The following is a 23,586-nucleotide window of genomic DNA, read 5'->3' as shown; positions in this document are numbered from 1 at the left end:
GCCGGTACGGCGCCCTGGAGCGCCGTACCGGCGGGCGCTCAGCCTATGTGGTAGCTGTCGCCGTAGACCTTCCAGTCCAGCGGGGTGTGCAGATCCAGGTTGCCCTTCCGCAGGAAGACGCGCTGGGCGGTGTCCACCCTGCTGGTGTCCTCGTGGGCCTCCTCCTGCTTCATGGCCCAGACGCGTGCGTCGAGGAAGGCGTTGAGGTAGGCCACCTCGTCGCCACCCTGGGCCGGCGGCTTCGCCTTCGCGAGCGCCTTGCGGCGGATGCTGCTGAAGCCGGTGCTGTCCCCTCCGTCTCCGTGCATGACGATCGCGTCGTAGTAGATGAACTGCCCGAGGACGCCGATGCCGTCGCTCTTACCGCGCTTGACCGCCGGGTTGAAGTACACCCGGTCGCGCTCGTCGTTCTGTGCCTTGCGGAAGTCGGGGTCCTCGGCGGCCCGCTTCCAGTCCCGGGTGAAGTTCGGGTCGAGGCCCGCGTGGGAGTCGCTTCCGTCCACCTCGCGCAGGGCGGGCAGGTACTTGGCGAGGACGTTGCCCGGCTTGCGGGCGGTGTAGAGCTCGACCAGATCCAGCATGTCGCCGGTGCCGGAACAGAAGCCGATGATGCCGGCCGTGTAGCCCCGGCCGTCGTCGATGTCCTCGATGTACGGGTACTGCGCCTTCCAGTTGAGCGAGGAGTTCTCGGCGCTGGACACGAGCTTCATGGCGATCTCCTTCTTCGCCGGGTCGTCGAGTCCGACGGCGCGCGGCGCCGGAGCGGCGGCGGCGTGCGCGGAGTCGGGGGCGGGAGCGGGGTTCGCCACTGCGGCGGTCGCCGGGAGGGCGACGAGGGCGAGACCGAGCAGGACGCGGGGAACGATGCGGGGGGTGGGCACCTGGCCTCCAAGGGGAGTGCGTCACAACGGTGTTCTGTTAGGAAGCTTTCCTATCAGAGTCGACGCCGTGCCGTACACCCGTCGGAGGCAAGCGAGTTGAACGCCCGCGTTCCCGTCTACGGCCTCGGCGACCACCCGGGGTCGCGTCCGCTTAGGCCGATGACCCGGTCGAGCAGGGGCGCGTCGTCCGGCACCGGGACGACCGGGCCGAACAGCCCTCCCTGGTCGGAGCCGTCCTCCGGCGGCAGGAGCAGGGCGTAGGAGGACTCCAGCGCGGCCCCGTCCGTCACCTCGTACCGCTGCCCGGTGGCACGGGCCAGGTCCCAGCCGTGGATCAGCAGTTCATTGAGCGCGACCCGTCCCGCGACCGGTGCGGGCAGTGCGAGCCCTCCGGCCTGGGTGTCCCCCTCCCAGGCGGCCGGTTCCCGCCAGGCGGCGGCCAGTTCGTCCAGCCTCTGGGGGAGAGCGGCCCGCCAGTCGTCGGGAAGGACCGGCTTGACCGAGCCCGGAGGAGTACTGGTGGCCGGGCCGAGATCCTTGCGCGCCGCTTCCCGGAAGGAGACGCTCAGTCCGAGGACGTGCGCCAGCAGCTCTCGTACCGCGTACTCGGGACACGGGGTCGGGTCCCCGAGCCGCTCGTCGTCGACGGCGGCGGCCACCCGGGCGACCTGGCCGGCGAGCGTCCCGAGGTCGAGCGTCCCCATCGGGCCCCGCTGATCGGCCTGCGGGCGCTGTGGGCTCCGGCCCGGCGGGTTCTGACGCTTCTGAACATTCTGCGGGTTCTGCGGATTCTCCATACGGGGCAGACTGGCGGAGGGCCGGAAAGTCATCGGTCATGACGCGCCCCCGGCCCCCGCCCTCCTGTGGCACTCCTCCTCCAGTGCCGGATATGCCTGGGCGATGGCCTCGCACAGCCTTCTTCTCAGCAGTCGCTCCGCCTCGGCGCGCCCCGTGGACCCGAAGAGCCCGTCCAGCAGGGCGTCGTACCGGGACAGTGCGTACAGCAGATAGCCGACCTGCCAGCGCACGAGCGCCTCCGCCGTGAGCGGTGCCCGCGCGTCCCCCAGGGCCCTTCTGTGCAGCACGGCCCGCCGCTCGAGCTCCGCTCTCGGCAGCCGGGGCACCCGGATCGGCTCGGCCCGGATCGCCGCCAGCACCGCGAGCCGCCGCCGCTCGGCCGCGACCCGCCCCGAGCCGCCGTAACCCCGGCTGAACTCCGGTGTCCGCTCGACCGCTTCGACCCGGGCGACCTGATACAGCCGCACCGGCGCGAACGAACGGCGCCGGGGATCGCGCCCCTGCACATCCGGCTCGCCGAGCAGATCCCGCACCATGGCGTCGGTCCAGCCGCGCTTCCGCAGCCCGGTGAGCGTCATATAGGTCGTACGTTCCGTCATGATTCCCCCTGATGTCATCTACGGAGAGTGACGAAATCAAGTGAAGCGCACGGCACTGACAACAGCCTCCCGAACCCCGTTCCGTGGCCGGGCTCTTGATGTCGGGCCGCGCCTGTGCGATATAGGTCTGGACCATTCCGTCGGACGGAGGCTTTCCTGTGCAACGCCCGCCCGTGTACGCCGTGTTGGCATGCGCCGCCGCGCTCCTGCTGGCCGGCTGCGGCGGGGAGGACCAGGACACCCGGAGCCCCTCGGCCCCCACCGGCGTGACCGCGCATTCCGGAAGCGCCACCACCGTCCACGTCATGTGGAGCGCGTCCTCCGACAACCGCCGTGTCGCGGGCTACGAGGTCTATGCGAAGGGCCGGAAAGTCAGGGACGTCCCCGCGACCACCTTGATGGTCGACGTCGTGGGGCTGAGCCCCGCGTCGGCGTACGCCTTCACGGTCCGGGCCCGGGACGCCGCCGGCAACCGGTCGCCGCACAGCGCGTCCGTCCCCGTCACCACCCTCGCCGCGACCGCCGACGACCGCACGCCTCCCTCGCGCCCCACCGCCCTCACGGGCAGTGCGGATCCCGCACGTCCCGCCGTCACGCTCACCTGGCGCCCCTCCACGGACAACCGGGCCGTCACCGCGTACGACATCTACCAGGAGGACTCCCGGATCCACACCGTCCCCGGCACGGCGACGAGCGCCCGCGTCACCGGACTGCGCGCCGGCACCATCTACTCGTTCACCGTGCGCGCCCGCGACGCCGCCGAGAACGCCTCCCCGGACAGCAACCCCGCCGACCTGACCACCACCGGATCCCAGGGCAGCGCGCCTGGCACCGCCCCGACGGACCTCAGAGCCACGGCCCGCGCCGGTGAGATCGCCCTGACCTGGACTCCGCCGAAGACGGGAGCCCCGGTCAAGGAACACCAGCTCTACCTCAACGGCACCTTCGCGACGACCATCGTCTGGGGCGCGCAGCCCCCGCCGGGCCGGGCGGCCTACACCTTCACGGTGTCCGATCCGCCCGGCGCCCGCTACAGCGTCAAGATCCGCGCCAGGCTCCCGGACGGGACATGGGGGGACTTCTCGGCCCAGCGGACCGTGGTGGTGGTCCGCTGAGCCGGGGCACGACCGGGGGGAGCCGCCTGGCGAGGGGTCAGGACACCGCGGTCAGAAACATCCCCGACGCGTCCGCGCCCGGCGTGTTGCGGCAGGTGTGGTTACCGCCGGCCGTCGCACCGATCAGGCCGAGGCAGCGGCCGAGGGCGAGCTGACCGAAGTAGTTGGGGTGCATGGATTCCTGGACGGGCCCCTGGGTCTCGTTGCTGTCGATCCAGCGCACCCACTCGCTCGCCGCGGCCGACGGGGGCTGACCGGCGGTCACCAGCCGGCTCGCGCTCGCGCACACCTCGCGCCCCTGGAGGGCGTCACGGAGGTCCAGGAACTGCGTGCCCTTGGTCGCCGCGACGCTCTTGATGCGTCCGGCGAGTTGCGGGACGAGGGAGGTGCGCGCCCAGTCCGAGTCGCGGTTCCAGAAGGGGCAGCCGCCGGTGTTGACGCGGGACCAGCCGCTCTCCGAGTAGCGGTTCTCGGAGCCGCGCGGGATCGGAGACGGGTAGGACTGGAGCACGACGCGGTAGGTGGAAGGCGCCTGCCCGGCGGCGGTCATGACCGCGCGGATCTCGTCGACGGCCTTGGCGACGCCGCTCATCGCCCCGTCGATCCTGGAGTCGACCACGGCCTGCTGGTCGTCGTAGCAGTACGAGTACCAGACGATGTAGTCCGTGGCGCACTTGGTGATGATCTCGCTGAAGCCGAGGTCGTTGCCGCCGATCGACAGGGATATCAGCCTGATGTCGTGCGTCGCCGCGAGCGCGGCGAGCCGGTCGGCCTGCGGGGCCTCGCCGCGGTACGCCACGCCGCCCTGCGAGGCGCGGAAGACGTTCTCCGTACGGGCGCCGGAACAGGCCAGGTTGACCAGGACGTCGGCGGTCCCCGTGAGCCCGGTGACCGGCGCGGAGTCGGAGCGGTGGCAGCCGTTGGCGACGGTCGCGCCGTACACACGGCTCGGGTCGTACCCGCTGCCGGTCCAGGCGCGGTCCGTGCCGTCACGGCTTCCGGTGTTGGTGAGGCTGTTGCCCTGCCACCGCCCGGCCTCGCCGGAGATGAAGCTGTCGCCCATGGTGACCACGGCGGTGGGACGGGCGGCGGTCGCGGCGTGGGCGGGGGCGGGCAGGGTGAACGCGAGGGGCAGGGCGAGAGCGGCGGTGAGCAGGCGGGACATGCGTCTGAAGCGGAATCCGGGCACGGCGGTACTCCTGCGGAAGGGCATGCGGGGAAACATGCGCGTGGGGGAGACGGGCCGCCGGCCGGTGGCATGCGGAATCTCGCACCCACGGCCTTGTTACCGCTAGGTAGCTGCATGTCTCGTTTTCATCACGCGGCTCTTCATCACGCGGCCCGGCGTGCCACCCGCGCCGCCCCGCCCCGGCCTCCGCCGGACACGGCTCCGCCCCCTGGCGCTGTGCGCGCGCCAGGGGGCGGAGCCGTCAACGAGCCTCTGCTCGGCTGCTGTGCGTCAGCCGACCAGCTGCTCGTACGCGGGGAGGGTGAGGAAGTCCGCGTAGTTCTCGTCCAGCGAGACCTTCAGGAGCAGGTCGTGGGCCTGCTGCCAGTTGCCCGACTCGAAGGCCTCGTCGCCGATCTCGGCGCGGATCGCGGCCAGCTCCTCCGCCGCGACCTTGCGGGCCAGCTCGGGGGTCGCCTTCTGGCCGTTCTCGAAGACCACACCCGCGTTGATCCACTGCCAGATCTGCGAGCGGGAGATCTCGGCCGTGGCCGCGTCCTCCATGAGGTTGAAGATCGCGACGGCGCCCAGGCCCCGCAGCCACGCCTCGATGTAGCGGGTGCCGACCTGGACCGCGTTGCGCAGGCCCTCGTAGGTGGGGCTCGCGTCGAGGGAGTCGATGGCGATCAGGTCGCCCGGCGCCACGGAGACGTCCTCGCGCAGGCGGTCCTTCTGGTTCGGCTTGTCACCGAGGACCGCGTCGAACGACGCCATCGCGATCGGGACGAGGTCCGGGTGCGCGACCCACGAGCCGTCGAAGCCGTCGCCCGCCTCGCGGTCCTTGTCCGCCTTGACCTTCTCGAAGGCGACCTTGTTCACCTCGGCGTCCTTGCGCGACGGGATGAACGCGGCCATGCCGCCGATGGCGTGCGCGCCGCGCTTGTGGCACGTACGGACCAGGAGTTCGGTGTACGCGCGCATGAACGGGGCCGTCATCGTCACCGCGTTGCGGTCCGGGAGGACGAACTTGGAGCCGCCGTCACGGAAGTTCTTGACGATGGAGAAGAGGTAGTCCCAGCGGCCGGCGTTCAGGCCCGCGGCGTGGTCGCGGAGCTCGTAGAGGATCTCCTCCATCTCGTACGCCGCCGTGATCGTCTCGATCAGCACGGTGGCGCGGACGGTGCCCTGCGGGATGCCGACGTAGTCCTGCGCGAAGACGAAGATGTCGTTCCAGAGGCGGGCCTCCAGGTGCGACTCCGTCTTCGGGAGGTAGAAGTACGGGCCCTTGCCGAGGTCGATCAGACGCTTGGCGTTGTGGAAGAAGTACAGACCGAAGTCGACCAGCGCGCCGGGGACCGGGCGGCCGTCGAAGCGCAGGTGGCGCTCCTCGAGGTGCCAGCCGCGGGGGCGCATGACGACCGTCGCGAGCTGCTCGGCCGGCTTGAGGGCGTACGACTTGCCGGTTCGGGCGTCGGTGAAGTCGATCCTGCGCTCATAGGCGTCGATCAGGTTCAGCTGACCCAGGACCACGTTCTCCCAGGTGGGCGCGGAGGCGTCCTCGAAGTCGGCGAGCCAGACCTTCGCGCCCGAGTTCAGCGCGTTGATGGTCATCTTGCGGTCCGTCGGGCCGGTGATCTCGACGCGGCGGTCGTTCAGGGCCGCCGGGGCCGGGGCGACCTTCCAGCTGTCGTCCTCGCGGAGCTGTGCGGTCTCCGGGAGGAAGTCGAGCGTGGACGTGCGGGCGATCTCGGCGCGGCGCTCCGCCCGGCGGGCGAGGAGCTCGTCCCGGCGAGGGGTGAACCGCCGGTGCAGCTCGGCCACGAAGGCCAGGGCCGCGTCGGTGAGCACTTCCTCCTGGCGGGGCAGGGGCTCGGCTTCAACGACGGCCAACGGGGACGGCGCTGGTGCGGACATGAACTGTCACTTCCTTCAGCGGACTTCACGGGCGGTGCTGAGCGGCCGCCGAGCGTCTTCAGGCGGCACGCAGTGCCGCAGGCGCCGAGATACGGCCGCGGGCGCCGTCAGGACTCTCAGGCGCTTCTGAACAGTGGATACTAGTTTCCTCATAGTGGAAGTTCAATGGTTTGTTGACATCGAGATTCTCTGGATCGACAGAATCTGGCGCTGAGTGCCACCTCGTTCACTCAAGGTGCTCCAGATCCTCCGGCGTGTCGATGTCATAGGGCTCGGCCACATCCGAACAGTCCACCAGCGTGATCGCATCCCGGTGCTCGGCCAGATAGTCCCGCGCGCCCCGGTCGCCGAGCGCCCCCGCGACGATCCCCTCCCAGCGGTCCGCTCCGAAGAGCACCGGATGCCCGCGCTTCCCGGCGTACGAGGCGGCCACCAGCGCGTCCCGCGAGCGGTACGCCGCCCTGACCCTCGCCACCGCCTCGGCTCCGATCCCCGGCTGGTCCACCAGGCTGACGAGCGCCGCGCCGGCGTCCGTCCCCGCCAGCGAGGCGAGCCCCGCCCGCAGCGACGAACCCATGCCCTCCTCCCACCGCGGGTTGTCGACCAGGACGCAGCCCGGCAGCGCGGCCCGCTCCCGGACGAGCGCCGCCGAGGCTCCCAGGACCACATGGATCACCTCGCAGCCGCCCTCCCGCAGCACCCGGACCGCGTGCTCCACCAAGGGGCGGCCGCGGTGTTCCAGGAGAGCCTTCGGGCGGCCCCCGAGCCGCCGGCCGCCGCCGGCCGCGAGCAGGAGTCCGGCCACGGGAGGTGTCAAAGAAGTCATGAGCACTGCTTACCTCATCACGGGCCCCTGACCAGCCCCTGCTTTTCGGCCGCCTGCCGGTCCCCACCCGTCCGCCAAGTGGCGCCCACGACGCGAGATGGCGTAACTTGCCCGCGGCCCCCAGCGACTGACCACCGCGCCACGGGCCAGTTCGGACGCCAGAACGTGTGGGGGAGACAACTGTGTTGCGGAGCATGGGGCAGAGGCGTGTGACGGGCAGCGGCGAGGACCCGAGAGTGACGGAGCTGAGCGCTGCCGTCTCCCGGCTGCGCCGCGAACTCGCCGGTCACCGCGCCGAGTTCACCGACCGCGGCATCGCCGAGGACGAACTGGCCTCGCTCGCCGCGATGGCGGCCGGCGGGGTTCCGGAGGTAGGGCGGCTGCGCCGTTCCCTGCTGCTCGTCGCCGGGGCGATCGGCTCGGTGAGCGCCCTCGGAGCGGCGCTCACGGAGGTGCGCAACGCCGTGGAACTCTTCGGCGAGCCGCCGTACCCGCGGGACTGACTGCACGGGCCGCCTGCCCTGGGGGACCGGCCGCACGGGCCACCGTACCCGCGGGACATGCCGCACGGGCCGCTGTACCCGCGGGACCGGCCGCACGGGCCGCCTGCCCCGGGACTGACCGCGCGGGCCCCCGCCCCGGTTTCCGCCGGCCTGATCCAAAGGACCGGACGCTCCCTAGCGCCGGATCAGCCGCCGGGCCGTCGCTGTCGCCACCGCCGCCGTGCGCGAGTCGACGCCCAGCTTGGCGTAAACATGCACCAGATGCGACTTCACGGTTGCCTGGCTGAGGAACAGCCGCTTGCTGATCTGCTGGTTGGACAGCCCCTCGCCGACGAGCTGGAGCACTTCGAGCTCCCGTTTCGTCAGGGCCTCCGCGGGGGTCCGCATCCGGTCCATCAGCCGGTGCGCCACCGCCGGGGCCAGCGCGGACTGGCCCGCCGCCGCCGTGCGCACCGCCGCCGCGAGCTCCTCCGGAGGGGCGTCCTTGAGCAGGTAGCCGCTCGCGCCGGCCTCGACCGCCGCCAGAATGTCGGCGTCCGTGTCATACGTCGTGAGGATCAGCACCCGGGGCCCACCCGGCAGCGCGGTGATCGCGGCCGTCGCCTCCGAGCCGTGCATCCCGGCGCCGAACTGGAGGTCCATCAGCACGACGTCGACGCCCCCGGCGGTGGCCCGCTCGACCGCGCGCTCGGCCGTGGCCGCCTCCGCGACCACCTCGAAGTCGGCCTCGGTGTCGAGGACCGCGCGCAGCCCCGCCCGAACGACGGGATGGTCGTCGGCGAGGAGGAGTCGGACGGTCATAGGGCGCCTCCGGCGGCTGTGGCGGGCAGGGGAAGGGTGACGGCCACGGCGGTGCCCTGGCCCGGCGCGGACTCGACGGCGAACGTGCCGCCCAGAGACTCGGCGCGCGAGCGCATCGCCGGCAGCCCGAACCCGCCGTCCGACGAGGGCCGGGCGGCCGCCGGGTCGAACCCCTTGCCGTCGTCGACGACGTCCAGGGCCACCGAGGTGTCCATGAAGGTCAGGGTGATCTCGACGCGCTCGGCGCCCGCGTGCCGGACCGTGTTGGCCAGCGCCGACTGGGCGGTCCTGAGCAGCGCCACCTCGTACGGCGTCGGCAGCTCGGCCGGCGTCCCGCTCACCGAGAACCTCACGCGGGGCCCCGGATCAGGCCCCGCTCCCGGCTCGCACAGCCGCTCCAGCGCGGCGGCGAGCGACCCGTGCTCCAGATCGGGCGGGCTCAGTGCCCGGACGAAACGCCGGGCTTCCGCCAGATTGTCCTGCGCCGCCCGTCGGGCCCGGTCGATATGGGCGCCCGCCGGGGAGCCGTCCGGCAGCACACGCTCGGCCGCCCGCAGCAGGAGCTGGATCGAGGACAGCCCCTGCGCCAGCGTGTCGTGGATCTCCCGGGCCAGACGCTCACGCTCGGCGAGTGTGCCCGCGTGGCGCTCGGCGGCCGCCAGTTCGGCCCGCGTCGCGATCAACTCCTCGATCAGCCGGCGCCGCCGCTCGCTCTCCCGGTACAGCGCCTGGTAACCGAGCACGGTCGCCACCGCGACGGCCGCGCCGAGGAGCGGACCGATGAAGACGCCGGGATTGAGCGGCTGGCCATGGCGTACGTACGAGAGGATCGCCGCGCACGCGGTCAGCGCCACGGCCGGCAGGGACCAGCGCGCGGGCAGCAGATGCAGCTGGAGGAAGTAGAGCGGGAACGCCACCCACAGCGCGTCCTGAGTGAGCCAGAGCAGCGCCGGCCAGGCGGCGCACAGGACGCCCAGCCACAGTCCGGCCGCCCTCGGGGAGACCCGTACGGAGGGGAGGAAGGAGCCCGCGGCGTAGGCCGCGCCCATCAGCGCGGCGGCCACGACGATCGCCGCGGCTCGGGGGGAGCCGTCGGCCACGGCCCGTATCACCGTCAGCGCCAGCAGGCCCGCCATCAGCAGATGCAGACACAGGCGCAGGGCGCGCAGGACAGGGGTGAGCGAACGGGGATCCATGGTCCGACCAGCGTAGGCGGGACCTGAGGGCGCGCACTCAACCGAAAGATTGATTGCGGAGCCATCCGTGGCGCGATGCCCGGGCCCGCCCGTGCGCAGCACTCTGGTGACCATGTTCGTGGCATGGAGAGATCTGAGATTCGCCAAGGGGCGGTTCACGCTGATGGGCACGGTGATCGTGTTGATCACACTGCTCGTGGGGCTGCTGTCCGGGCTGACGGCGGGATTGGCGCGGGAGAACATCTCGGCCATCACCGGGCTGCCCGCCGACCACCTGGCCTTCGCCGCCCCGCCCTCGGGGCAGGGGGTCTCCTTCACCAGTTCCGTGGTGACGAAGGACGCCTGGCGGGCGTGGGAGGGGCGGCCGGGGGTGACGAGCGCCGCGCCGCTCGGCATCCGGACGACCAACGCGACCGCCGGTGACCGTACGGCGGCGGTGTCGGCCTTCGGCACCGATCCGGACGCGGGGATCGCGCCCGCCGGCCCGAAGCCGGGCCCCGGCCGGGTCGTCCTCGCCGAGTCGGCCGCGGCCGAGCTGGGCGTCGGGGTGGGCGACACCGTACGGCTCGGGCCCCTGGAGGCGCGGGTCGCGGCGGTCTCGGGCGACGCCTCCTACAGTCACACCCCGGTCGTCTGGACCTCGCTCGCGGACTGGCAGAAGCTCGGCCGCAGCGGCGCGGCGGCCGGGGAGCAGGCCACGGTCGTCGCGCTCACGACGACCGACGGCGCCGATCTCGCGGCGGGCGACAGGGCCGCCGGGACGCAGACGAAGACCATCGACGGCGCCCTCACGGCCATAGGGTCCTACCAGGCCGAGAACGGCTCGCTCCAGCTGATGCGCGGCTTCCTCTTCGTCATTTCGGCCCTGGTCATAGGGGCGTTCTTCACCGTCTGGACGATCCAGCGCAGCGGTGACGTGGCCGTACTGAAGGCGCTCGGCGCCTCGACTCCGTATCTGCTGAAGGACGCGCTGGGGCAGGCGGTGCTGATGCTCGGCGCGGGCACGCTCCTCGGGACCGCGCTCGCGGTCGGCATCGGCGCGCTGGTGAGCGGCGGGAACGTGCCCTTCGTCCTCGAACCGCTCACCGTGCTGGGCCCGGCCGCTGTGATGATCGGTCTCGGGATGCTCGGCGCGGCTCTCTCCATCCGGCGGATCACCGCCGTCGACCCTCTGACCGCGCTGGGAAGTGCACGATGACCTTGCGCCTCGATGACGTGACGCTCACCTACCCGGACGGCGACGGGCGCCTGACCGCCCTGGACTCCGTCTCCCTTGAGGTCCCGGCGGGGACGCTGACCGCGGTCGTCGGCCCTTCCGGCTCCGGCAAGTCGAGTCTGCTCGCGGTCGCGGCCACGCTGGTGTCCCCGGACCGGGGCCGGGTGGTGGTCGACGGGACGGACACCGCCGGACTCGACCCGGCCGGCAAGGCGGCGCTGCGTCGCGAGCGCGTCGGCATCGTCTTCCAGCAGCCCAATCTGCTGCCTTCCCTGACAGCAGCGGAGCAGCTCCAAGTGATGGCCCATCTGGCGGGGTACGAGGGCAGCGGTCGCGGCGGGGCGCGGGAGCGGGCCCTGGGCCTGCTCGACGCGGTGGGCCTCGGCGGGCAGGCGGGCCGCCGCCCGCACCAGCTCTCCGGCGGTCAGCGCCAGCGCGTCAACATCGCGCGGGCGCTGATGAACGAACCGGCCGTCCTGCTGGTCGACGAGCCGACCAGCGCACTCGATCACGAGCGGGGGGCGGCGGTACTGGACCTGCTGGTCACCCTGACCCGGGAGCGGGGGACCGCCACGGTCCTGGTGACGCATGACCGCGCGCACCTGGAACGGATGGACCGCACGGTCACGGTGCAGGACGGCCGCCTGTCCGAGCCGGCGAGCCGGTAGGGCGGACATGAAGAAGGTCCCCGCCCCGTCAGCACCGGGCGGGGACCTTCTTCATGGTCGGTCCGTGACGGGTCAGGCCTGGCCGTTCGCCGTGTTGGCGAGCGCCGTCGACAGCTCCTCCGCCACTTCCTGGAGGATCGGGACGATCTTCTCCGTCGCCGCCTCCGTCACCCGGCCCGCCGGACCCGAGATCGAAATGGCCGCCGCGGTGGGGGAGTTGGGCACCGGCACCGCGAGGCAGCGGACCCCTATCTCCTGCTCGTTGTCGTCGACCGCGTAGCCCGTGTTCCGCACCAGCTCCAGAGCGGCGAGGAAGCCGTCCGGCGTCGTGATCGTCTTCTCGGTCGCGGCGGGCATGCCCGTGCGGGCGAGCAGGGCACGCACCTCCTCGGCCGGGGTGTGCGCGAGCAGCGCCTTGCCCACGCCCGTGGAGTGCGGCAGCACGCGCCGGCCGACCTCGGTGAACATGCGCATCGAGTGCTTGGACGGCACCTGCGCCACGTACACGATCTCGTCGCCGTCGAGCAGCGCCATGTTGGCGGTCTCGCCGGTCTCCTCGACCAGCCGCGCCAGATAGGGGCGGGCCCAGGTGCCGAGCAGCCGGGCGGCGGACTCGCCGAGGCGGATCAGGCGCGGGCCGAGGGCGTAGCGGCGGTTGGGCTGCTGGCGGACGTAACCGCAGGCGACCAGGGTCCGCATGAGCCGGTGGATGGTGGGCAGCGGCAGGCCGCTGCTGGCGGAGAGCTCGCTGAGCCCGACCTCGCCCCCGGCGTCGGCCATCCGTTCCAGGAGGTCGAAGGCACGCTCAAGGGACTGGACGCCACCGCTGGAGTTGGCTGCGGTTTTGGCGTCGGTGGTGCTGGCGCTGGACGTCGGCACGGCAACGGTCCTTTCGAGGCGGGCGGGCAAGCCAGCAGCCTACCGGGCCGTCCGCCGGTACACACGGGCCCTGCCCCGGCGTCCGGGCCGGTCAGGGCCGGTCGGAAGCGGTCGGTGGGGCTGTTTGTCCGGTGTCTGCGGTCGCGGGTGGTGAGGTCGCAGCTCCCCCGCATGTGCGGAGCTACGTTCTGCTGTGTGAAATTTCCATTCCACTTCATGGAAACATCCAAGTGAGGTGAGCGCCACATTCCGAGGCGCAGGATCCTGGAATCGTCTCCTTGACGGAGGGCGGTCCGGAGTGAAGACTCCTTCAACAGTTCGTTGAATTCCGCTGGGTGGAATCGGTGGGATCTGAGAGAGAGGGGTACGGGTGTCCGACCTGGACGTGAACCTGGTACTGCGTTCGACACGCGTCGTCACCCCCGAGGGGACGCGCGCCGCATCGGTCGCCGTCGCCGACGGGAAGATCGCGGCCGTGCTGGCGTACGACGCCGAGGTGCCCGCCGGTGCCCGGCTGGAGGACTTCGGTGACGACGTCGTGCTCCCCGGCCTCGTCGACACGCATGTCCATGTGAACGACCCGGGCCGCACCGAGTGGGAGGGCTTCTGGACGGCCACCCGCGCGGCCGCCGCCGGTGGTATCACCACGCTCCTGGACATGCCCCTCAACTCCCTGCCGCCCACCACGACGGTCGACAACCTGCGCGTGAAGCAGGACGTGGCCCGCGCCAAGGCGCACATCGACGTCGGCTTCTGGGGCGGCGCCCTGCCCGACAACGTCAAGGACCTGGCGCCGCTGCACGACGCCGGTGTGTTCGGGTTCAAGTGCTTCCTCTCGCCCTCGGGCGTGGAGGAGTTCCCCGAGCTCGACCAGGAGCAGCTCGCCCAGTCGCTGGCGGAGATCGCCGGCTTCGGCGGGCTGATGATCGTCCACGCCGAGGACCCGCACCACCTCGCGGCGGCTCCGCAGAAGAGCAGTGAGAAGTACGCCGACTTCCTCGCCTCCCGGCCGCGCGACGCCGAGAACACCGCGATCGAGAACCTGATCGCCCAGGCCCGCCGGCTCGGCGCTCGCGTGCACGTCCTGCACCTGTCCTCCAGCGACGCGCTGCCGCTGATCGCCGCCGCCAAGCGCGAGGGCGTCCAGGTCACCGTCGAGAGCTGCCCCCACTTCCTCACCCTCACGGCCGAGGAGGTCCCGGACGGCGCCACCGAGTTCAAGTGCTGCCCGCCGATCCGCGAGGCCTCGAACCAGGACGCGCTGTGGGAGGGCCTGGCCGACGGCACCATCGACTGCATCGTCTCGGACCACTCGCCCTCCACCGCCGACCTCAAGACCCCCGACTTCGCCTCCGCGTGGGGCGGGATCTCCTCCCTGCAGCTCGGCCTTCCCGCGATCTGGACCGAGGCCCGGCGCCGCGGCCGCACGCTGGAGGACGTGGTCCGCTGGATGTCGTCGGCCCCGGCGCGCCTCGCGGGCCTCACCCAGAAGGGCGCGATCGAGGCCGGCCGCGACGCCGACTTCGCCGTCCTCGCGCCCGACGAGACGTTCACCGTCGACCCGGCCGAGCTCCAGCACCGCAACCGGATCACCGCGTACGCCGGCAGGACCCTGTACGGAGTCGTCAAGTCCACTTGGCTGCGCGGTGAGCGGATCGCCGACAACGGCACCCTCGCCGAGCCCTCCGGCCGCCTCCTCGAAAGGAACAACTGACCGTGGCGAACCCCAACGGGATACCCAGCTTCACCGGTGACGCGAGCCCGTACGGCGGAGGCGACCCGTACGCCGACTACCGCACGGCCGACTTCCCCTTCACGCAGTACGCGGACCTCGCCGACCGGCGGCTCGGCGCGGGCGTCATCGCCGCCAACGACGAGTTCTTCGCCGAGCGCGAGAACATGCTGAAGCCGGAGGCCGCGGAGTTCGACCCGGAGCACTTCGGTCACAAGGGCAAGATCATGGACGGCTGGGAGACCCGCCGCCGCCGTGGCGTCTCCGCCCAGCAGCCCCACCCCACGGACGAGGACCACGACTGGGCGCTCGTACGCCTCGGTGCGCCCGGCGTCGTGCGCGGCATCGTCATCGACACCGCCCACTTCCGCGGCAACTACCCGCAGGCCGTCTCGGTCCAGGCGACCTCGGTCACCGGCTCGCCGTCCCCCGAGGAGCTCCTCGCCGACGACGTCAAGTGGGTGACGCTGGTGCCGCGTACGGCCATCGGCGGGCACGCGGCCAACGGCTTCGCCGTCGACGTCGAGCAGCGCTTCACGCACCTGCGCGTCAACCAGCACCCGGACGGCGGCATCGCACGCCTGCGCGTCTACGGCGAGGTGGCGCCGGACCCGGCGTGGCTGGGTGTGCTCGGCACCTTCGACCTCGTCGCGCTCGAGAACGGCGGCCAGGTCGAGGACGCGTCCGACCGCTTCTACTCCCCGGCCACCAACACCATCCAGCCGGGCCGCTCGCGGAAGATGGACGACGGCTGGGAGACCCGTCGCCGTCGCGACAAGGGCAACGACTGGATCCGCTACCAGCTGGTGGAGCAGTCCGAGATCCGCGCGATCGAGATCGACACGGCGTACCTGAAGGGCAACAGCGCCGGCTGGGCTTCCCTGTCGGTGTCCGACGGCGGCGAGGAGTGGACCGAGGTCCTGCCCCGGACTCGCCTGCAGCCCGACACGAACCACCGCTTCGTCCTGTCGGAGCCGGCCGTGGGCCGTCGCGTCCGCATCGACATCTACCCGGACGGCGGCATCTCCCGTCTGCGTCTCTTCGGCTCCCTGACGGAGGCGGGCGCGGCGCGCCTGTCGGCCCGCCACCAGGAGCTGGGCGGCTGACGACCGCCTGATGACCCCGGGCGGCAACGACACCCGCCCGGATGCGCGAAGACGCACCGACCCGACAGCACCGGTGCGTCTTCGCGCGCGTTCCGCCCCGCCCGCGCGGGCGGGGCGGACTTCCTACGCCGCGTGCCCCCCGTCGACCGAGAACTCCGCGCCCGTCACGTACCGCGCGCCCGGTCCCGCCAGGAACGACACCATCGACGCGACCTCGTCCGGGTCCCCGAAGCGGCCGAGGGCCGTCATCGTGCTCTGGCCGCCGGCGTACGGTCCGTCCGCAGGGTTCATGTCGGTGTCGATCGGCCCGGGGTGGACGATGTTCGCCGTGATGCCCCGCTCGCCCAGCTCACGGGCGAGGGCCTTGGTCAGGCCGATCAGGGCCGACTTGCTCATCGCGTACAGCGTCCCGCCCGGCCCCGGGACGCGCTGCGTCATGCAGGTGCCGATGGTGATGATCCGCGCGCCGCGCTCCATCCGGGCCGCGGCCGCCTGGGAGGCCAGGAAGGCACCGCGCACATTGACCGCCAGGATCCGGTCGACGTCCTCGGTGGAGAGGCTCTCCAGCGGGCCGAGCACGCCGACACCGGCGTTGTTGACCAGGACGTCGATCCGGCCGAACTCCGCGGCGGCCCGCTCGACGGCTCCGGCCGCGTCCGCCGGGTCCCCCGCGTCGGCGCGGATCGCGAGCGCGCGCCGCCCGACCGCCTCGATCCCGCGGACGACCTCCTTGGCCGCCGCCTCGTCCCGCGCATAGGTGAAGGCCACGTTCGCGCCGTCCCGCGCGAGCCGGAGCGCGGTCGCCGCTCCGATGCCGCGGCTGCCGCCGGTGACCAGGGCCGATGTGGTCGACGTCGTGGACATCTCGAAACCTCCGTGTAGTGCTCAGTAGTGGTTGCGAGTTCAAGGAAACCGTCGCGGCCGCCCCCACGCTGGCGGGAATCGGACAGCGACGCGGGCCCCCGCCCGGCCTCCGCGATGAGTTCCGGCGGCGGGTGGAGTCGGTACATCTGGGACACGATGGAGAACGGAACGAAAGGCGCACGTCATGCCGAAGCTCACCCTCACCACCTTCTTGTCGCTCGACGGCGTCATGCAGGCCCCCGGCGGCCCCGACGAGGACCGCAGTGACGGCTTCGAGTACGGCGGCTGGCTCGTCCCCTTCTGGGACGACGTCACGGGCCAGTTCATGACGGAGGTCTTCGAACGCGTGGACGCGTTCCTCCTCGGCCGCCGGACGTACGAGACGTTCGCCGGCTACTGGCCCAAAGTCACCGACGAGAACGACCCCATCGCGAGCCGCCTCAACACCCTTCCCAAGTACGTCGTGTCGAAGACCCTCGACAAGGCCGAGTGGAACAACTCCACGGTCATCGGCGGCGATGTCCTCACCGAGGTCGCCAGGCTCAAGGAAGCCCCCGGACGCGAGCTGCAGATCCACGGCAGTGCCCGGCTCGCCCAGACTCTCATCGCCCACGGCCTCATCGACGAGTACAACCTCCTCGTCTTCCCCGTCTTCCTCGGCAAGGGCCGCCGGCTCTTCCCCGACGGCGGCGTACCGACCGCCTTCGAGCTGACCGAGCACCGCACCACCCCCGCCGGATCCACGATCCAGGTCTACCGGCCCACCGGCGCCGCGCGGTTCGGCGAATTCTCCCTCGACCAGTGAGCGGCCCGCCGGTACGGTGATCGTTCCGCGTGCGAGCCGCCGACGTCTCCACACTCGTCACCGCGACACCCTTCACCGAGTGGGAGCAACGGCCCTCCATGTCGTCGATCGCCGCATCCGCCTCCCCGCCCGCCCTCGCTCCCCGCCGGGCCTGGCTCACCGATCTGCCCGTCCTGGCCGTCGCGGTCGTGTGGGGCGCCAGCTATCTGGCCGCCAAGGGCATCACGACCACGCACACCGTCATCGCCGTCCTGGTGCTGCGCTTCGCCGTCGTCCTGCCCGTCCTCGCCGTCGCCGGACGGCGCCGGCTGCGGGCGCTGAGCGCGGCGCAGTGGCGTGGAGCGGGGCTGCTCGGGCTCGTCCTCAGCGGGATCTTCCTGCTGGAGACCTACGGAGTCGTCCACACCTCGGCCACCAACGCCGGGCTCATCATCAGCCTCACCATGATCTTCACCCCGCTGGCGGAGGCGGCGGTGACCAGGACCCGTCCGCCCAGGGCGTTCCTGGCCGCGGCCGGCCTGTCGGTCGCCGGTGTCGTCCTGCTGACGCAGGGGGGCGGGTTCACCACCCCCTCCACCGGCGACCTGCTGATGCTGCTCGCGGCCGTCGCCCGGACGGTGCACGTTCTGGCGATGTCCCGGATCAAGGCCGTGCGGAGCGCCGACTCGCTCTCCCTCACCACCGTCCAGCTGGGCAGCGCGGTCGCCGTCTTCGCCGTGCTCGCCGCCGCCCCCGGCACCGGAGCCTCGCCCTGGGCGGTGGCCGTCGGCTTCGGCCCGCGCGAGTGGGCGGGACTGCTCTTCCTTTCCGTCTTCTGCACGCTCTTCGCCTTCTTCGTGCAGATGTGGGCCGTGCGCCGGACCTCCCCGTCGAGGGTGAGCCTGCTGCTCGGTACGGAACCGCTGTGGGCCGCGGCCGCCGGTATCGCGATCGGGAACGAACACCTGGGCGTCCTGGGGCTGGTGGGCGCGCTGCTGGTTCTCGCCGGCACGAGCTGGGGCCGGGGCGCCGCCGAAAGCCGGTCCTAGGAGCTCGATCAGGCCTTCGCCCGTCGGTCGGAGATCATCAGCACCGCGAAACCGAGCACCGCGATCACGATGTTGGCGAACAGCTCCCGGCCCTGCAGAAACGCGACATGGTCGGTCAGGATGTGAGTGAAGCCGAGAAGACGGAACCAGCCGTCCGTCAGTTCACGTATCACTCCACAGCCGCCGCCGAACAGCAGAACCGCACCCAGGATCTCCAGAAACCTCTTCATGTGCCGATGGTGATCCAGTCCGCCGGGCCGCCGCGTGGTCCGAAAGTCTTCGACCGCGCGACTTTGGTATCCGCCGGGCCGGAACGGGAGGTCCCCCACTCCTCGCCTGCGTAACTTGGGCCGCATGACCCGCACGTACCACCCCTGGCTGCTGCCCTCGGCCATGGCGGACCCGCTCGACCTCGGGCTCCCCGGCGACCGGGCCGGACGCGACGGCGATCCACGAGGCGCGGCCCGGCCGCGCCGGACCGTACGCGACTGGGTCGTCGACACCTGTGGCTTCGTCCTCGCCGCGTTCATCGGGCTCCTCGCCGCCGAGGCGAGCGATCAGTACAACACCTCGGACGCCGTCGTCTTCGCCGACCAGCTGGCGGGCGCCGCCGCGTGCTGTGCGCTCTGGCTGCGCCGCCGGTGGCCCGCTGGTCTCACCGTCGTCCTCTCGGTGGTCAGCGCGGTGGCTCCGGCCACCTCGGGGGCGCTCCTGGTCAGCCTGTTCGGGGCCGCCGTGCACCGGCCGTTCAAACAGGTCGCCGCGATCACCTCGGTGGCGGTGGCGGCCGGTGTCGTCCAGGTCTTCGTACGCCCCGATCCGAGCGTCCACACCGGCCTCGCGATCGCCATCACCGTGATGATGTTCCTGCTGATCACCGGCTGGGGCATGCTCGTACGCTCCCGCCGACAGCTCGTCGCCGCGCTGCGGGAGCGCGCCCGGCGGGCGGAGGCCGAGGCCGAACTCCGGGCGCGGCAGGCCCAGCGGGCCGCCCGCGAGGCGATCGCCCGGGAGATGCACGATGTGCTCGCCCACCGGCTGACCCTGCTCAGCGTCCACGCGGGGGCTCTGGAATTCCGGCCCGACGCGCCCCCTGCGCAGGTCGCCAGGGCCGCCGGAGTGATCCGGGACAGCGCCCACGAGGCCCTCCAGGACCTTCGCGAGATCATCGGTGTCCTGCGCGCCCCGGGTGAGGGCGGCGACGAGAGCGACCGGCCGCAGCCCACCCTGGCCACGCTCGGCGCCCTGATCACCGAGTCCCGGCAGGCCGGCATGCGGGTCGTCCTCGACGACGCGATCGACGATCCGGCCGGCGTCCCCGCCGCCACCGGCCGCACGGTCTACCGCATCGCGCAGGAGGGACTCACCAACGCCCGCAAGCACGCCCCCGGCACCGAGGTGACCCTCACCGTGCGCGGCCGCCCGGGGGAGGGGCTGACGGTGGACCTCCACAACCCCGCGCCCACCGGCTCCGTCCCGCACGTCCCCGGATCGGGCCAGGGCCTCATCGGACTGACCGAACGCGCCACCCTCGCCGGTGGACGGCTGACCCACGGAACGGCGCCCGACGGCGGATTCGCCCTGCGCGCCTGGCTACCGTGGCCCTCATGACCATCCGGCTGCTCATCATCGACGACGACCCACTCGTGCGCGCGGGACTCACCTTCATGCTCGGCGGAGCCGACGGCATCGAGATCGTCGGAGAGGGCGCCGACGGGTCCGAAGTGCCCGCGCTCGTAGGGGATCTGAGCCCCGACGTCGTCCTGATGGACATCCGGATGCCGCACATCGACGGGCTCACCGCCACCGAACGGCTCCGCTCCCGGCCCGGCGCCCCCGAGGTCGTCGTGCTCACCACCTTCCACGCCGACGAGCAGGTCCTGCGCGCCCTGCGCGCCGGGGCCGCCGGCTTCGTACTCAAGGACACCCCGCCCGCCGAGATCGTCGCCTCGGTACGCCGCGTGGCTGCCGGTGACCCCGTCCTCTCTCCCGCCGTCACCCGGCAGTTGATGACCCATGTCGCCGACACCCCCGAGCAGCCGCGGCGCGTCACCGCGGCGGGCCGCATCGCCGAACTCGCCCAGCGGGAGAGGGAGGTCGCCGTCGCCGTGGGCCAGGGACGCTCCAACGCCGAGATCGCGGCGGCCCTTTACATGAGCGTCCCCACCGTCAAGACCCATGTCTCGCGGATCCTCGCCAAACTCGGCCTCAACAACCGTGTCCAGATCGCGCTGCTGGTCCATGACGCGGGGCTGCTGGACACGCACGGCGGTGCGTAGGCCGGCGCGATGCCCGTCATCGATCCGGCGTCCGCCACGTGCCCGTCACCTGGTGACCTGGTGAGCTGGTGCTCCGGTGACGGACTGAGGCCGTGACGAGGTGAGGCCGTGAGGTCCTCCTCCCAGCCGGCGGGCGGGCGCGCCGCCGTCAGACCTCCGCGTCGACCTCGTCCAGCACCACCGGACGGCGCTCCCGGCGGGAGAGCTCGCAGGCCTCGGCGACCCGCAGGGCGTTCAGTGCCTCGCGCCCGTCGCAGGGATTGGGCACCTCGGCGCGCACGAGCCGTACGAAGGTGTCCAGCTCCGCCTCGTACGCGGGGGCGAACCGCTCCAGGAAGCCCGGCCACGCCTTGTCCGGCGCGGGCGGACCCTGCGGCTCCACCGAGGTGAGCGGAGTCCTGTCGTCCAGGCCCACGGCGATCTGGTCGCGCTCACCGGCGAGCTCCATACGGACGTCGTAGCCGGCGCCGTTGCAGCGCGTGGCGGTCGCCGTCGCGAGTGTCCCGTCGTCCAGGGTGAGCAGCACGGCCGCCGTGTCGACGTCCCCCGCCTCGCGGAACATGGACGGCCCCGCGTCCGAGCCGGTGGCGTACACCTCGGTGATCTCCCGCCCGGTGACCCAGCGCAGGATGTCGAAGTCATGGACCAGGCAGTCCCGGTAGAGACCCCCGGAGAGCGGCAGATAGGCGGCGGGCGGCGGCGCGGGGTCCGCGGTCGTGGCGCGGACGGTGTGCAGCCGTCCGAGCCGGCCCGACCGTACGGCCTCACGGGCCACGCCGTATCCGGCGTCGAAACGGCGCATGAAGCCGAGTTGGAGTTCCGTGCCGGCCGACTCGACGGCGCGCAGCGCGTCGATGGTTCCGGGCAGGTCCAGGGCGATGGGCTTCTCGCAGAAGGCGGGCAGCCCGGCGCGGGCGGTGCGGGCGATCAGTTCGGCGTGGGAGGCGGTGGCCGAGCTGATGACCACGGCGTCCGGGCCCCGGTCGAAGAGCGCGTCGACGCTCGGCGCGGCCGTCGCCCCGATCGCCTGCGCGACCTGCTCCGCCCGTGCCGGATCCGCGTCCGCCAGCACCAGGGAGTCGACCGCGGGGTGGCGACTGAGCGCGCCCGCGTGAAAAGCCCCGATACGTCCCGTTCCGATCAGTCCGATGCGCATGGCCCCAAGGTGGCGGCGACCCGTCACCATGTCAAGCGTTTGTCCTGACAACCGGACTTCACGACTTCCCGTCATCATTTCCCGGTACTAGGCTCGGGCCGTGTCCCAGCAGCCGAGAGAGCCGAGAAGGCCGAGAGTGCCGCGCGCCGAGGCCGGTCCCGCCGTGTCGCTCCCCCTCGGAGTGGACCGCACCAGCCCGGTCCCGCTCTACTTCCAGCTCGCCCAGCAGCTCGAAGCCGCCATCGAGAACGGCGCGCTGACCCCCGGCAGCCTCCTCGGCAACGAGATCGACCTCGCGAACCGGCTCGGCCTCTCCCGGCCGACCGTGCGCCAGGCCATCCAGTCCCTCGTCGACAAGGGCCTCCTGGTGCGCCGCCGCGGCGTCGGCACCCAGGTCGTCCACAGTCAGGTCAAGCGCCCCCTGGAGCTCAGCAGCCTCTACGACGACCTGGAGGCGGCCGGTCAGCGCCCCGCCACCCTCGTGCTGACCAACCGGGTCGAGCCCGCGACCGCGCCCGTCGCGGCCGCGCTCGGCGTCCCCGAGGGCAGCGACGTCCGGTACATCGAGCGGCTCCGCTGCACCCACAGCGAGCCCATGGCGCGGCTGCGCAACCATCTGCCGGTCGGGCTGCTGGAGCCGGCGACCGAGGTGCTCGAAGCCACCGGCCTCTACCGGATGATGCGGGGCGCCGGCATCACCCTGCACAGCGCCCGCCAGACGGTCGGTGCCCGCGCGGCCACCCCGGCCGAGGCCGAACTGCTCACCGAGCAGGAGGGTGCCCCGCTGCTCACGATGGAGCGGACCACCTTCGACGACACCGGCCGGGCGGTCGAGTTCGGCTCGCACATCTACCGCGCCTCTCGTTACGCCTTCGAGTTCCAGCTCCTCGTCCGGCCGTAGTTCCCCTCCGCTCGCGCTTCGGCCATCTCTGTAAGAATGTTCGGACAAACTCTTGACGGGGTCGCGTCACCGCCGTAGAAACGCACCCAGCCGCAACGGGGCGGCCGGGGAGACAAGGCGGACCCAGGATGCGTACCACCCGTACGACCACCGCGGCGCTGCTCACCGCGGTCGCGCTCACCGCCGCCGGGTGCAGCGGCTCCGGCGGCAAGGAGGCCGACGGCACCGACGGCAAGGCCGCCACCACCCCGCGGATGAAGATCGCGATGGTCACCCACTCCGGGGCCGGAGACACCTTCTGGGACATCGTCCAGAGCGGCGCCAAGGCGGCCGCGGCCAAGGACGACGTCGAGTTCCTCTACTCCGCCGCGCCCGAGGGCAAGGAACAGGCCCAGCTCATCGAAACGGCCGTCGCCAAGAAGGTCGACGGCATCATCGTCACCCTCGCCAAACCCGACGCCGTGAAAGCCGCGATCGCCAAGGCCGTCGCCGCCGGGATACCCGTCGTCACCATCAACTCCGGTGCCCAGCACTCCCTCCCTTTCGGCGCTCTCGGCCATATCGGCCAGGACGAGACCGTGGCGGGAGAGGCCGTCGGCGAAGAACTCGCCCGAAGAGGGAAGAAAAAGGCCCTGTGCGTCATCCATGAACAGGGCAATGTCTCGCTCGAAGAACGCTGCGCCGGAGTGAAGAAGGCCTTCAACGGCACGGTGGAGAACCTCAATGTCGAGGGCACCAATATGCCCGCCTCGACGTCCTCCATCGAGGCGAAGCTCCAGAGCGCCAAGGACATCGACGCCGTCGTGACCCTCGGCGCGCCCTTCGCGGCGGCGAGCGTTCAGGCCAGGAAAGGCGCGCAGAGCAAGGCCGAGATCGACACCTTCGACCTCAACGCGGCGGTGGTGAAGCAGCTCAAGGCCGAGGAGATCGGCTTCGCCGTCGACCAGCAGCCCTATCTCCAGGGCTATCTGGGCGTCGATGAACTCTGGCTCCACAGGACCAACGGAAACGTCGTCGGAGGCGGAAAGCCGGTCCTCACCGGACCCGCCCTCGTCACCGGTAAGGACGTACCGAAGCTCGAGGAATTCACCGCGCGCGGAACACGGTGACGGATCGGATGCCCGATGGCACGACGGATCGGATGCCACACC

24 protein-coding genes are annotated in these 23,586 nt (G+C 71.8%); 12 read left to right on the top strand and 12 right to left on the bottom strand.

Annotated features, from left to right (window positions below; genetic code table 11):
- Positions 1 to 38: 38 nt before the first annotated feature.
- The 3 genes from ACZ7J0_RS02835 to ACZ7J0_RS02825 form a co-directional block, all read right to left on the bottom strand.
- On the bottom strand, positions 39 to 881 hold the full coding sequence (locus ACZ7J0_RS02835) for a chitosanase (RefSeq protein ID WP_470883336.1): 843 nt from the start codon (positions 879 to 881) through the stop codon (positions 39 to 41).
- Between the two features lie 116 nt (positions 882 to 997).
- A complete protein-coding gene (locus tag ACZ7J0_RS02830; protein ID WP_470884105.1) occupies positions 998 to 1,585 on the bottom strand; it encodes a TIGR03086 family metal-binding protein in 588 nt (195 codons plus the stop codon).
- Between the two features lie 129 nt (positions 1,586 to 1,714).
- Positions 1,715 to 2,278: a hypothetical protein gene (locus ACZ7J0_RS02825; RefSeq protein WP_470883334.1), complete on the bottom strand. Its 564-nt coding sequence runs from the start codon at positions 2,276 to 2,278 to the stop codon at positions 1,715 to 1,717.
- A 158-nt stretch (positions 2,279 to 2,436) separates the two neighbouring features.
- Here ACZ7J0_RS02825 and ACZ7J0_RS02820 point away from each other — a divergent pair, with 158 nt between their 5' ends.
- Positions 2,437 to 3,393 (top strand): fibronectin type III domain-containing protein, encoded by a 957-nt coding sequence (locus tag ACZ7J0_RS02820; protein ID WP_470883332.1) that lies wholly within the window; start codon positions 2,437 to 2,439, stop codon positions 3,391 to 3,393.
- Between the two features lie 37 nt (positions 3,394 to 3,430).
- Here the strand turns inward: ACZ7J0_RS02820 and ACZ7J0_RS02815 are convergent, their stop codons facing one another.
- The 3 genes from ACZ7J0_RS02815 to ACZ7J0_RS02805 all read right to left on the bottom strand — a co-directional run bounded on the left by ACZ7J0_RS02815 (position 3,431) and on the right by ACZ7J0_RS02805 (position 7,301).
- Positions 3,431 to 4,606, bottom strand: coding sequence for a GDSL-type esterase/lipase family protein (locus tag ACZ7J0_RS02815; RefSeq protein WP_470883330.1), 1,176 nt, complete (start codon positions 4,604 to 4,606; stop codon positions 3,431 to 3,433).
- A 246-nt stretch (positions 4,607 to 4,852) separates the two neighbouring features.
- On the bottom strand, positions 4,853 to 6,475 hold the full coding sequence (gene aceB, locus ACZ7J0_RS02810; protein ID WP_470883328.1) for a malate synthase A: 1,623 nt from the start codon (positions 6,473 to 6,475) through the stop codon (positions 4,853 to 4,855).
- A 226-nt stretch (positions 6,476 to 6,701) separates the two neighbouring features.
- Positions 6,702 to 7,301 (bottom strand): nucleotidyltransferase family protein, encoded by a 600-nt coding sequence (locus ACZ7J0_RS02805; protein ID WP_470883326.1) that lies wholly within the window; start codon positions 7,299 to 7,301, stop codon positions 6,702 to 6,704.
- A 194-nt stretch (positions 7,302 to 7,495) separates the two neighbouring features.
- On the opposite strand from ACZ7J0_RS02805, the gene ACZ7J0_RS02800 reads away from it, so the two are divergent.
- Positions 7,496 to 7,804: a DUF5955 family protein gene (locus ACZ7J0_RS02800; RefSeq protein WP_470883325.1), complete on the top strand. Its 309-nt coding sequence runs from the start codon at positions 7,496 to 7,498 to the stop codon at positions 7,802 to 7,804.
- Between the two features lie 174 nt (positions 7,805 to 7,978).
- On the opposite strand, the gene ACZ7J0_RS02795 is transcribed toward ACZ7J0_RS02800, so the two are convergent.
- Together ACZ7J0_RS02795 and ACZ7J0_RS02790 are read right to left on the bottom strand one after the other, a co-directional pair.
- A complete protein-coding gene (locus tag ACZ7J0_RS02795) occupies positions 7,979 to 8,605 on the bottom strand; it encodes a response regulator (RefSeq protein WP_470883324.1) in 627 nt (208 codons plus the stop codon).
- The gene (locus tag ACZ7J0_RS02790) at positions 8,602 to 9,801 is read right to left on the bottom strand and encodes a sensor histidine kinase (protein WP_470883322.1); all 1,200 of its coding nucleotides are present in this window, start codon (positions 9,799 to 9,801) and stop codon (positions 8,602 to 8,604) included. Before ACZ7J0_RS02790 ends, ACZ7J0_RS02795 begins: the two co-directional genes overlap by 4 nt.
- A gap of 112 nt (positions 9,802 to 9,913) precedes the next feature.
- Here ACZ7J0_RS02790 and ACZ7J0_RS02785 point away from each other — a divergent pair, with 112 nt between their 5' ends.
- Both ACZ7J0_RS02785 and ACZ7J0_RS02780 read left to right on the top strand, forming a co-directional pair.
- A complete protein-coding gene (locus ACZ7J0_RS02785; protein ID WP_470883320.1) occupies positions 9,914 to 10,999 on the top strand; it encodes an ABC transporter permease in 1,086 nt (361 codons plus the stop codon).
- The gene (locus ACZ7J0_RS02780; protein ID WP_470883318.1) at positions 10,996 to 11,685 is read left to right on the top strand and encodes an ABC transporter ATP-binding protein; all 690 of its coding nucleotides are present in this window, start codon (positions 10,996 to 10,998) and stop codon (positions 11,683 to 11,685) included. Before ACZ7J0_RS02785 ends, ACZ7J0_RS02780 begins: the two co-directional genes overlap by 4 nt.
- Positions 11,686 to 11,757: 72 nt before the next feature.
- Here the strand turns inward: ACZ7J0_RS02780 and ACZ7J0_RS02775 are convergent, their stop codons facing one another.
- Complete coding sequence (locus tag ACZ7J0_RS02775) at positions 11,758 to 12,564, bottom strand: IclR family transcriptional regulator (RefSeq protein ID WP_470883316.1); 807 nt, start codon at positions 12,562 to 12,564, stop codon at positions 11,758 to 11,760.
- A gap of 370 nt (positions 12,565 to 12,934) precedes the next feature.
- Between ACZ7J0_RS02775 and allB the strand changes: the two genes are divergently transcribed.
- Positions 12,935 to 14,278 (top strand): allantoinase AllB, encoded by a 1,344-nt coding sequence (gene allB, locus ACZ7J0_RS02770; protein ID WP_470883315.1) that lies wholly within the window; start codon positions 12,935 to 12,937, stop codon positions 14,276 to 14,278.
- Between the two features lie 2 nt (positions 14,279 to 14,280).
- Positions 14,281 to 15,402, top strand: a complete 1,122-nt coding sequence (gene alc, locus ACZ7J0_RS02765; RefSeq protein ID WP_470883313.1) for an allantoicase — start codon at positions 14,281 to 14,283, stop codon at positions 15,400 to 15,402.
- Between the two features lie 123 nt (positions 15,403 to 15,525).
- Here alc and ACZ7J0_RS02760 read toward each other — a convergent pair whose 3' ends face one another.
- Positions 15,526 to 16,266: an SDR family oxidoreductase gene (locus tag ACZ7J0_RS02760; protein ID WP_470883311.1), complete on the bottom strand. Its 741-nt coding sequence runs from the start codon at positions 16,264 to 16,266 to the stop codon at positions 15,526 to 15,528.
- 184 nt (positions 16,267 to 16,450) lie between these two features.
- Between ACZ7J0_RS02760 and ACZ7J0_RS02755 the strand changes: the two genes are divergently transcribed.
- Both ACZ7J0_RS02755 and ACZ7J0_RS02750 read left to right on the top strand, forming a co-directional pair.
- A complete protein-coding gene (locus ACZ7J0_RS02755) occupies positions 16,451 to 17,071 on the top strand; it encodes a dihydrofolate reductase family protein (RefSeq protein WP_470883309.1) in 621 nt (206 codons plus the stop codon).
- 98 nt (positions 17,072 to 17,169) lie between these two features.
- Positions 17,170 to 18,099: a DMT family transporter gene (locus tag ACZ7J0_RS02750; protein ID WP_470884103.1), complete on the top strand. Its 930-nt coding sequence runs from the start codon at positions 17,170 to 17,172 to the stop codon at positions 18,097 to 18,099.
- Between the two features lie 8 nt (positions 18,100 to 18,107).
- On the opposite strand, the gene ACZ7J0_RS02745 is transcribed toward ACZ7J0_RS02750, so the two are convergent.
- Positions 18,108 to 18,329 (bottom strand): hypothetical protein, encoded by a 222-nt coding sequence (locus ACZ7J0_RS02745; RefSeq protein ID WP_470883307.1) that lies wholly within the window; start codon positions 18,327 to 18,329, stop codon positions 18,108 to 18,110.
- A 124-nt stretch (positions 18,330 to 18,453) separates the two neighbouring features.
- On the opposite strand from ACZ7J0_RS02745, the gene ACZ7J0_RS02740 reads away from it, so the two are divergent.
- Together ACZ7J0_RS02740 and ACZ7J0_RS02735 are read left to right on the top strand one after the other, a co-directional pair.
- Positions 18,454 to 19,710, top strand: a complete 1,257-nt coding sequence (locus ACZ7J0_RS02740; RefSeq protein ID WP_470883305.1) for a sensor histidine kinase — start codon at positions 18,454 to 18,456, stop codon at positions 19,708 to 19,710.
- Positions 19,707 to 20,378 carry a response regulator gene (locus tag ACZ7J0_RS02735; protein ID WP_470883303.1) on the top strand — a complete coding sequence of 224 codons (672 nt, stop codon included), beginning with the start codon at positions 19,707 to 19,709 and terminating at the stop codon, positions 20,376 to 20,378. The genes ACZ7J0_RS02740 and ACZ7J0_RS02735 overlap by 4 nt, the downstream gene beginning before the upstream one ends.
- Before the next feature lie 148 nt (positions 20,379 to 20,526).
- On the opposite strand, the gene ACZ7J0_RS02730 is transcribed toward ACZ7J0_RS02735, so the two are convergent.
- The gene (locus ACZ7J0_RS02730; RefSeq protein WP_470883301.1) at positions 20,527 to 21,534 is read right to left on the bottom strand and encodes a Gfo/Idh/MocA family protein; all 1,008 of its coding nucleotides are present in this window, start codon (positions 21,532 to 21,534) and stop codon (positions 20,527 to 20,529) included.
- A gap of 181 nt (positions 21,535 to 21,715) precedes the next feature.
- Between ACZ7J0_RS02730 and ACZ7J0_RS02725 the strand changes: the two genes are divergently transcribed.
- The gene (locus tag ACZ7J0_RS02725) at positions 21,716 to 22,435 is read left to right on the top strand and encodes a GntR family transcriptional regulator (RefSeq protein WP_470884101.1); all 720 of its coding nucleotides are present in this window, start codon (positions 21,716 to 21,718) and stop codon (positions 22,433 to 22,435) included.
- Positions 22,436 to 22,563: 128 nt separating this feature from the next.
- The gene (locus tag ACZ7J0_RS02720) at positions 22,564 to 23,544 is read left to right on the top strand and encodes a substrate-binding domain-containing protein (RefSeq protein ID WP_470883299.1); all 981 of its coding nucleotides are present in this window, start codon (positions 22,564 to 22,566) and stop codon (positions 23,542 to 23,544) included.
- Positions 23,545 to 23,586 lie beyond the last annotated feature (42 nt).

This window comes from Streptomyces sp. NPDC038280 (assembly GCF_055600045.1).
Note: the sequence above shows the minus strand (reverse complement) of the source record. Positions and strands in the feature narration are given on the sequence as shown.

What these genes read in the sequence shown, in the direction of transcription:
- ACZ7J0_RS02830 (WP_470884105.1), bottom strand. Translation starts at nt 1,585, where the DNA reads ATGGGGACGCTCGACCTCGGGACGCTCGCCGGCCAGGTCGCCCGGGTG.
- ACZ7J0_RS02825 (WP_470883334.1), bottom strand. Translation starts at nt 2,278, where the DNA reads ATGACGGAACGTACGACCTATATGACGCTCACCGGGCTGCGGAAGCGC.
- ACZ7J0_RS02815 (WP_470883330.1), bottom strand. Translation starts at nt 4,606, where the DNA reads ATGCCCTTCCGCAGGAGTACCGCCGTGCCCGGATTCCGCTTCAGACGC.
- aceB (WP_470883328.1), bottom strand. Translation starts at nt 6,475, where the DNA reads ATGTCCGCACCAGCGCCGTCCCCGTTGGCCGTCGTTGAAGCCGAGCCC.
- ACZ7J0_RS02805 (WP_470883326.1), bottom strand. Translation starts at nt 7,301, where the DNA reads ATGACTTCTTTGACACCTCCCGTGGCCGGACTCCTGCTCGCGGCCGGC.
- ACZ7J0_RS02800 (WP_470883325.1), top strand. Translation starts at nt 7,496, where the DNA reads ATGGGGCAGAGGCGTGTGACGGGCAGCGGCGAGGACCCGAGAGTGACG.
- ACZ7J0_RS02795 (WP_470883324.1), bottom strand. Translation starts at nt 8,605, where the DNA reads ATGACCGTCCGACTCCTCCTCGCCGACGACCATCCCGTCGTTCGGGCG.
- ACZ7J0_RS02790 (WP_470883322.1), bottom strand. Translation starts at nt 9,801, where the DNA reads ATGGATCCCCGTTCGCTCACCCCTGTCCTGCGCGCCCTGCGCCTGTGT.
- ACZ7J0_RS02785 (WP_470883320.1), top strand. Translation starts at nt 9,914, where the DNA reads ATGTTCGTGGCATGGAGAGATCTGAGATTCGCCAAGGGGCGGTTCACG.
- ACZ7J0_RS02780 (WP_470883318.1), top strand. Translation starts at nt 10,996, where the DNA reads ATGACCTTGCGCCTCGATGACGTGACGCTCACCTACCCGGACGGCGAC.
- ACZ7J0_RS02760 (WP_470883311.1), bottom strand. Translation starts at nt 16,266, where the DNA reads ATGTCCACGACGTCGACCACATCGGCCCTGGTCACCGGCGGCAGCCGC.
- ACZ7J0_RS02755 (WP_470883309.1), top strand. Translation starts at nt 16,451, where the DNA reads ATGCCGAAGCTCACCCTCACCACCTTCTTGTCGCTCGACGGCGTCATG.
- ACZ7J0_RS02750 (WP_470884103.1), top strand. Translation starts at nt 17,170, where the DNA reads ATGTCGTCGATCGCCGCATCCGCCTCCCCGCCCGCCCTCGCTCCCCGC.
- ACZ7J0_RS02745 (WP_470883307.1), bottom strand. Translation starts at nt 18,329, where the DNA reads ATGAAGAGGTTTCTGGAGATCCTGGGTGCGGTTCTGCTGTTCGGCGGC.
- ACZ7J0_RS02740 (WP_470883305.1), top strand. Translation starts at nt 18,454, where the DNA reads ATGACCCGCACGTACCACCCCTGGCTGCTGCCCTCGGCCATGGCGGAC.
- ACZ7J0_RS02735 (WP_470883303.1), top strand. Translation starts at nt 19,707, where the DNA reads ATGACCATCCGGCTGCTCATCATCGACGACGACCCACTCGTGCGCGCG.
- ACZ7J0_RS02730 (WP_470883301.1), bottom strand. Translation starts at nt 21,534, where the DNA reads ATGCGCATCGGACTGATCGGAACGGGACGTATCGGGGCTTTTCACGCG.
- ACZ7J0_RS02720 (WP_470883299.1), top strand. Translation starts at nt 22,564, where the DNA reads ATGCGTACCACCCGTACGACCACCGCGGCGCTGCTCACCGCGGTCGCG.